Annotated in this window: 3 rRNA genes; all 3 read right to left on the bottom strand. The window is 58.4% G+C overall.

Going from position 1 to position 5552, the window contains the following annotated elements:
• Positions 1-46: 46 nt before the first annotated feature.
• The 3 genes from rrf to B9L22_RS19380 all read right to left on the bottom strand — a co-directional run bounded on the left by rrf (position 47) and on the right by B9L22_RS19380 (position 5362).
• A 5S ribosomal RNA gene (gene rrf, locus B9L22_RS19390) occupies positions 47-163 on the bottom strand.
• A 99-nt stretch (positions 164-262) separates the two neighbouring features.
• Positions 263-3370: ribosomal RNA gene (locus B9L22_RS19385) — 23S ribosomal RNA — on the bottom strand.
• A gap of 470 nt (positions 3371-3840) precedes the next feature.
• Positions 3841-5362 (bottom strand): 16S ribosomal RNA (locus tag B9L22_RS19380).
• The 16S, 23S and 5S rRNA genes sit together here, the layout of an rRNA operon.
• Positions 5363-5552 lie beyond the last annotated feature (190 nt).

Here is a 5552-nt window from a genome sequence, read left to right as displayed (position 1 = left end):
ATGCCGAAGGCCCACCCCGTGTGGGGTGGGCCTTCGGTGAAGGGTTGTCCGGCGGCGTCCTACTCTCCCACCCCGTCTCCAGGGCAGTACCATCGGCGCTGAAGGGCTTAGCTTCCGGGTTCGGTATGGGACCGGGCGTTTCCCCTTCGCTGTGACCGCCGTAACTCTGTTGAACCGTGTCAACACCGGGGCACCCCCGGGTGGGGGTGTGGTGTTGGTGGTTCGGGAACCGCACAGTGGACGCGTAGCACAAGAGTGTTTGGTGTTGAAGTTGTCGGCTGATTAGTACCGGTCAGCTGCACGGGTCTTTCGTCCCCGCTTCCACGTCCGGCCTATCGACCCAGTGTTCTGCTGGGTGCCTCTCACCCCGTAGGGTATGGAAACCTCATCTTGAAGCAGGCTTCCCGCTTAGATGCTTTCAGCGGTTATCCCTTCCGAACGTAGCCAACCAGCGGTGCTCCTGGCGGAACAACTGGCACACCAGAGGTTCGTCCGTCCCGGTCCTCTCGTACTAGGGACAGCCCTTCTCAAGTTTCCTGCGCGCGCAGCGGATAGGGACCGAACTGTCTCACGACGTTCTAAACCCAGCTCGCGTACCGCTTTAATGGGCGAACAGCCCAACCCTTGGGACCTACTCCAGCCCCAGGATGCGACGAGCCGACATCGAGGTGCCAAACCATGCCGTCGATATGGACTCTTGGGCAAGATCAGCCTGTTATCCCCGGGGTACCTTTTATCCGTTGAGCGACGGCGCTTCCACAAGCCACCGCCGGATCACTAGTTCCGACTTTCGTCCCTGCTCGACCTGTCAGTCTCACAGTCAAGCTCCCTTGTGCACTTGCACTCGACACCTGATTGCCAACCAGGCTGAGGGAACCTTTGAGCGCCTCCGTTACATTTTAGGAGGCAACCGCCCCAGTTAAACTACCCACCAGGCACTGTCCCTGGTCCGGATCACGGACCGAGGTTAGACATCCGAAGCGGCCAGAGTGGTATTTCAACGTTGACTCCACCCGCACTGGCGTACGGGCTTCACAGTCTCCCACCTATCCTACACAAGCCGCACCGAACACCAATACCAAGCTATAGTAAAGGTCCCGGGGTCTTTCCGTCCTGCTGCGCGTAACGAGCATCTTTACTCGTAGTGCAATTTCGCCGAGTTCGCGGTTGAGACAGCGGAGAAGTCGTTACGCCATTCGTGCAGGTCGGAACTTACCCGACAAGGAATTTCGCTACCTTAGGATGGTTATAGTTACCACCGCCGTTTACTGGGGCTTAAATTCTGAGCTTCACCCCGAAGGGTTGACCCGTCCTCTTAACCTTCCAGCACCGGGCAGGCGTCAGTCCGTATACATCGTCTTGCGACTTCGCACGGACCTGTGTTTTTAGTAAACAGTCGCTTCTCCCTGGTCTCTGCGGCCGTCCACGCTCCCACCGCGAGGGTGTTCACGCTTCGGGCCCCCCTTCTCCCGAAGTTACGGGGGCATTTTGCCGAGTTCCTTAACCACGATTCTCTCGATCGCCTTAGTATTCTCTACCTGACCACCTGAGTCGGTTTGGGGTACGGGCGGCTAGAACCTCGCGCCGAGGCTTTTCTTGGCAGCATAGGATCACCCAGTTCGCGCTTGTGCGCTCACCGTCAGCTCTCAACCTTGATGTCGGGCGGATTTGCCTACCCGACGGCCTACAGCCTTGGACGTGGTCTACCATCGCCACGCCGGGCTACCTTCCTGCGTCACCCCTGTTAATACGCTTACCTACTACCGGATTGGGTCCCGCGCGCCCCTGCCCGGTGACCCCGAAGGGTCGATGGGCAGGTTTGGGCGGTCAGCATCACCGGGCTCGGTATGGGCGGTTCTTCGCCGGTAGGAGAATATCAACTCCTTGTCCATCGACTACGCCTGTCGGCCTCGCCTTAGGTCCCGACTTACCCAGGGCGGATTAACCTGGCCCTGGAACCCTTGGTCATTCGGCGGACGGGTTTCTCACCCGTCTTTCGCTACTCATGCCTGCATTCTCACTCGTGTGGGCTCCACCGCTGGGTTCCCCCGCGGCTTCACCGCCCACACGACGCTCCCCTACCCACCTGCGCCTCTGGACCACGAAGGCCTGAGTTGAGCGCAGATGCCACGGCTTCGGCGGTGTACTTGAGCCCCGCTACATTGTCGGCGCGGAATCACTTGACCAGTGAGCTATTACGCACTCTTTCAAGGGTGGCTGCTTCTAAGCCAACCTCCTGGTTGTCTGTGCAACTCCACATCCTTTCCCACTTAGCACACGCTTAGGGGCCTTAGCCGGTGGTCTGGGCTGTTTCCCTCTCGACTACGGAGCTTATCCCCCGCAGTCTCACTGCCACGCTTTCACTTACCGGCATTCGGAGTTTGGCTGACGTCAGTAACCTTGTAGGGCCCATCGGCCATCCAGTAGCTCTACCTCCGGCAAGAAACACGTGACGCTGCACCTAAATGCATTTCGGGGAGAACCAGCTATCACGAAGTTTGATTGGCCTTTCACCCCTAACCACAGGTCATCCCCCAGGTTTTCAACCCTGGTGGGTTCGGTCCTCCACGCGGTCTTACCCGCGCTTCAACCTGCCCATGGCTAGATCACTTCGCTTCGGGTCTAGACCCAGCGACTATGGGCGCCCTGTTCGGACTCGCTTTCGCTACGGCTTCCCCACACGGGTTAACCTCGCCACTGAGCACTAACTCGCAGGCTCATTCTTCAAAAGGCACGCTGTCACCCCAGCCAAGGAGGCTCCAACGGATTGTAGGCACACGGTTTCAGGTACTATTTCACTCCCCTCCCGGGGTACTTTTCACCTTTCCCTCACGGTACTGGTCCGCTATCGGTCACTAGGTAGTATTTAGGCTTAGCAAGTGGTCTTGCCAGATTCACACGAGATTTCTCGGGCCCCGTGCTACTTGGGATCCCCTTCGGGAGGCCGCACCATTTCGTCTACCGGACTCGCACCGTCTGTGGTCCGCCTTTCAATGCGGTTCGACTATGACACGGCTTTCTTACTCCCCGGTGGACTGTCAGATCCACCAGAAGGGTCCCACAACCCCGAACACGCAACGCCTGACAGCTTGAACACGCGCCCGGTTTGGCCTCATCCGCTTTCGCTCGCCACTACTCACGGAATATCTCTTCCTGTCGGTACTGAGATGTTTCACTTCCCGACGTTCCCTCCACACACCCTATATATTCAGGTGCGGGTCACACGACATGACTCGTGCGGGGTTCCCCCATTCGGAAACCCTCGGATCACAGCTCGTTTGCCAGCTCCCCGAGGCTTATCGCAGGCTACCACGTCCTTCTTCGGCTCCTAGTGCCAAGGCATCCACCCTGTGCCCTTAAAAACTTCAACAAAAACAACAAAACTGCAGAGAACCAAGAACCACACCCCCAAGAGGGTGCGTCTTGATCTTTACAAAGATGCTCGCGTCCACTGTGCAGTTCTCAAACAACCAACGACCCCGACCCCACCAGACCCGCCTACCCCACCCACACCCTCATACAAGAGCGCAGACGAAGCGGTTCGTGGTCCAAGGACCGGCCCGTACCAGGCACCCCACCAACCGGTGGCCGGTGACCTGAGGACCCAACAGTGTGCTCGACAAGCCCCCCGACCTCACCCGTGATGTTCCACCACCACCCGCACGAACCCCGAAGGGAGCGTGCGAGCCGGCAGGTACTGACACCAGCAAGACCGAAGAAGCTCTTTCGTCAATGTTCCACCCATGAGCAACCACCCACCACACGGACGGCGATGGCGTGGCACCTGAACCACTCACCCACCAGCAAACACCGGCAAGGCGAGGGTTGGTAGCTCCTTAGAAAGGAGGTGATCCAGCCGCACCTTCCGGTACGGCTACCTTGTTACGACTTAGTCCCAATCGCCAGTCCCACCTTCGACCACTCCCCCCGCGAACGGTTGGGCCATGGGCTTCGGGTGTTACCGACTTTCGTGACTTGACGGGCGGTGTGTACAAGGCCCGGGAACGTATTCACCGCAGCGTTGCTGATCTGCGATTACTAGCGACTCCGACTTCATGGGGTCGAGTTGCAGACCCCAATCCGAACTGAGACCGGCTTTTTGGGATTCGCTCCACCTTACGGTATCGCAGCCCTTTGTACCGGCCATTGTAGCATGCGTGAAGCCCAAGACATAAGGGGCATGATGATTTGACGTCATCCCCACCTTCCTCCGAGTTGACCCCGGCAGTCTCCCATGAGTCCCCGGCATAACCCGCTGGCAACATGGGACGAGGGTTGCGCTCGTTGCGGGACTTAACCCAACATCTCACGACACGAGCTGACGACAACCATGCACCACCTGTGCACGAGTGTCCAAAGAGACCACCATCTCTGGTGGCTTCTCGTGCATGTCAAGCCTTGGTAAGGTTCTTCGCGTTGCATCGAATTAATCCGCATGCTCCGCCGCTTGTGCGGGCCCCCGTCAATTCCTTTGAGTTTTAGCCTTGCGGCCGTACTCCCCAGGCGGGGCACTTAATGCGTTTGCTGCGGCACGGAACTCGTGGAATGAGCCCCACACCTAGTGCCCAACGTTTACGGCATGGACTACCAGGGTATCTAATCCTGTTCGCTCCCCATGCTTTCGCTCCTCAGCGTCAGTTGCGGCCCAGAGACCTGCCTTCGCCATCGGTGTTCCTCCTGATATCTGCGCATTCCACCGCTACACCAGGAATTCCAGTCTCCCCTACCGCACTCTAGTCTGCCCGTACCCGATGCAAGCTCGAGGTTGAGCCTCGAGTTTTCACACCAGACGCGACAAACCGCCTACGAGCTCTTTACGCCCAATAATTCCGGACAACGCTTGCGCCCTACGTATTACCGCGGCTGCTGGCACGTAGTTAGCCGGCGCTTCTTCTGCAGGTACCGTCACTTGCGCTTCTTCCCTGCTGAAAGAGGTTTACAACCCGAAGGCCTTCATCCCTCACGCGGCGTCGCTGCATCAGGCTTTCGCCCATTGTGCAATATTCCCCACTGCTGCCTCCCGTAGGAGTCTGGGCCGTGTCTCAGTCCCAGTGTGGCCGGTCGCCCTCTCAGGCCGGCTACCCGTCGTCGCCTTGGTAGGCCATCACCCCACCAACAAGCTGATAGGCCGCGAGCCCATCCCTGACCGAAAAACTTTCCAACCACCCCCATGCGAGGACGGCTCATATCCGGTATTAGCCCCGGTTTCCCGGAGTTATCCCGAAGTCAAGGGCAGGTTACTCACGTGTTACTCACCCGTTCGCCACTAATCCGCCCAGCAAGCTGGGCATCATCGTTCGACTTGCATGTGTTAAGCACGCCGCCAGCGTTCGTCCTGAGCCAGGATCAAACTCTCCGTAAATGAACAACGCCCACCACCAGGACAACCCGGCAGTGAACAATCCATACGAAGCGAACCCCAACAGGGTTCACAAAACTGGCATCAACACGAAAGATGACATCATCTTCCGAAATCAACCAAAGGAATCCCAGACACAACCAACCCAACCACCCGACGGGCAACCAGGCCAGCCATGCCACAGGGACAAAAA

It is taken from the genome of Cellulosimicrobium sp. KWT-B (assembly GCF_002127155.1).
GTDB lineage: Bacteria > Actinomycetota > Actinomycetes > Actinomycetales > Cellulomonadaceae > Cellulosimicrobium > Cellulosimicrobium funkei.
This window is presented reverse-complemented; position numbering and strand designations above follow the sequence as displayed.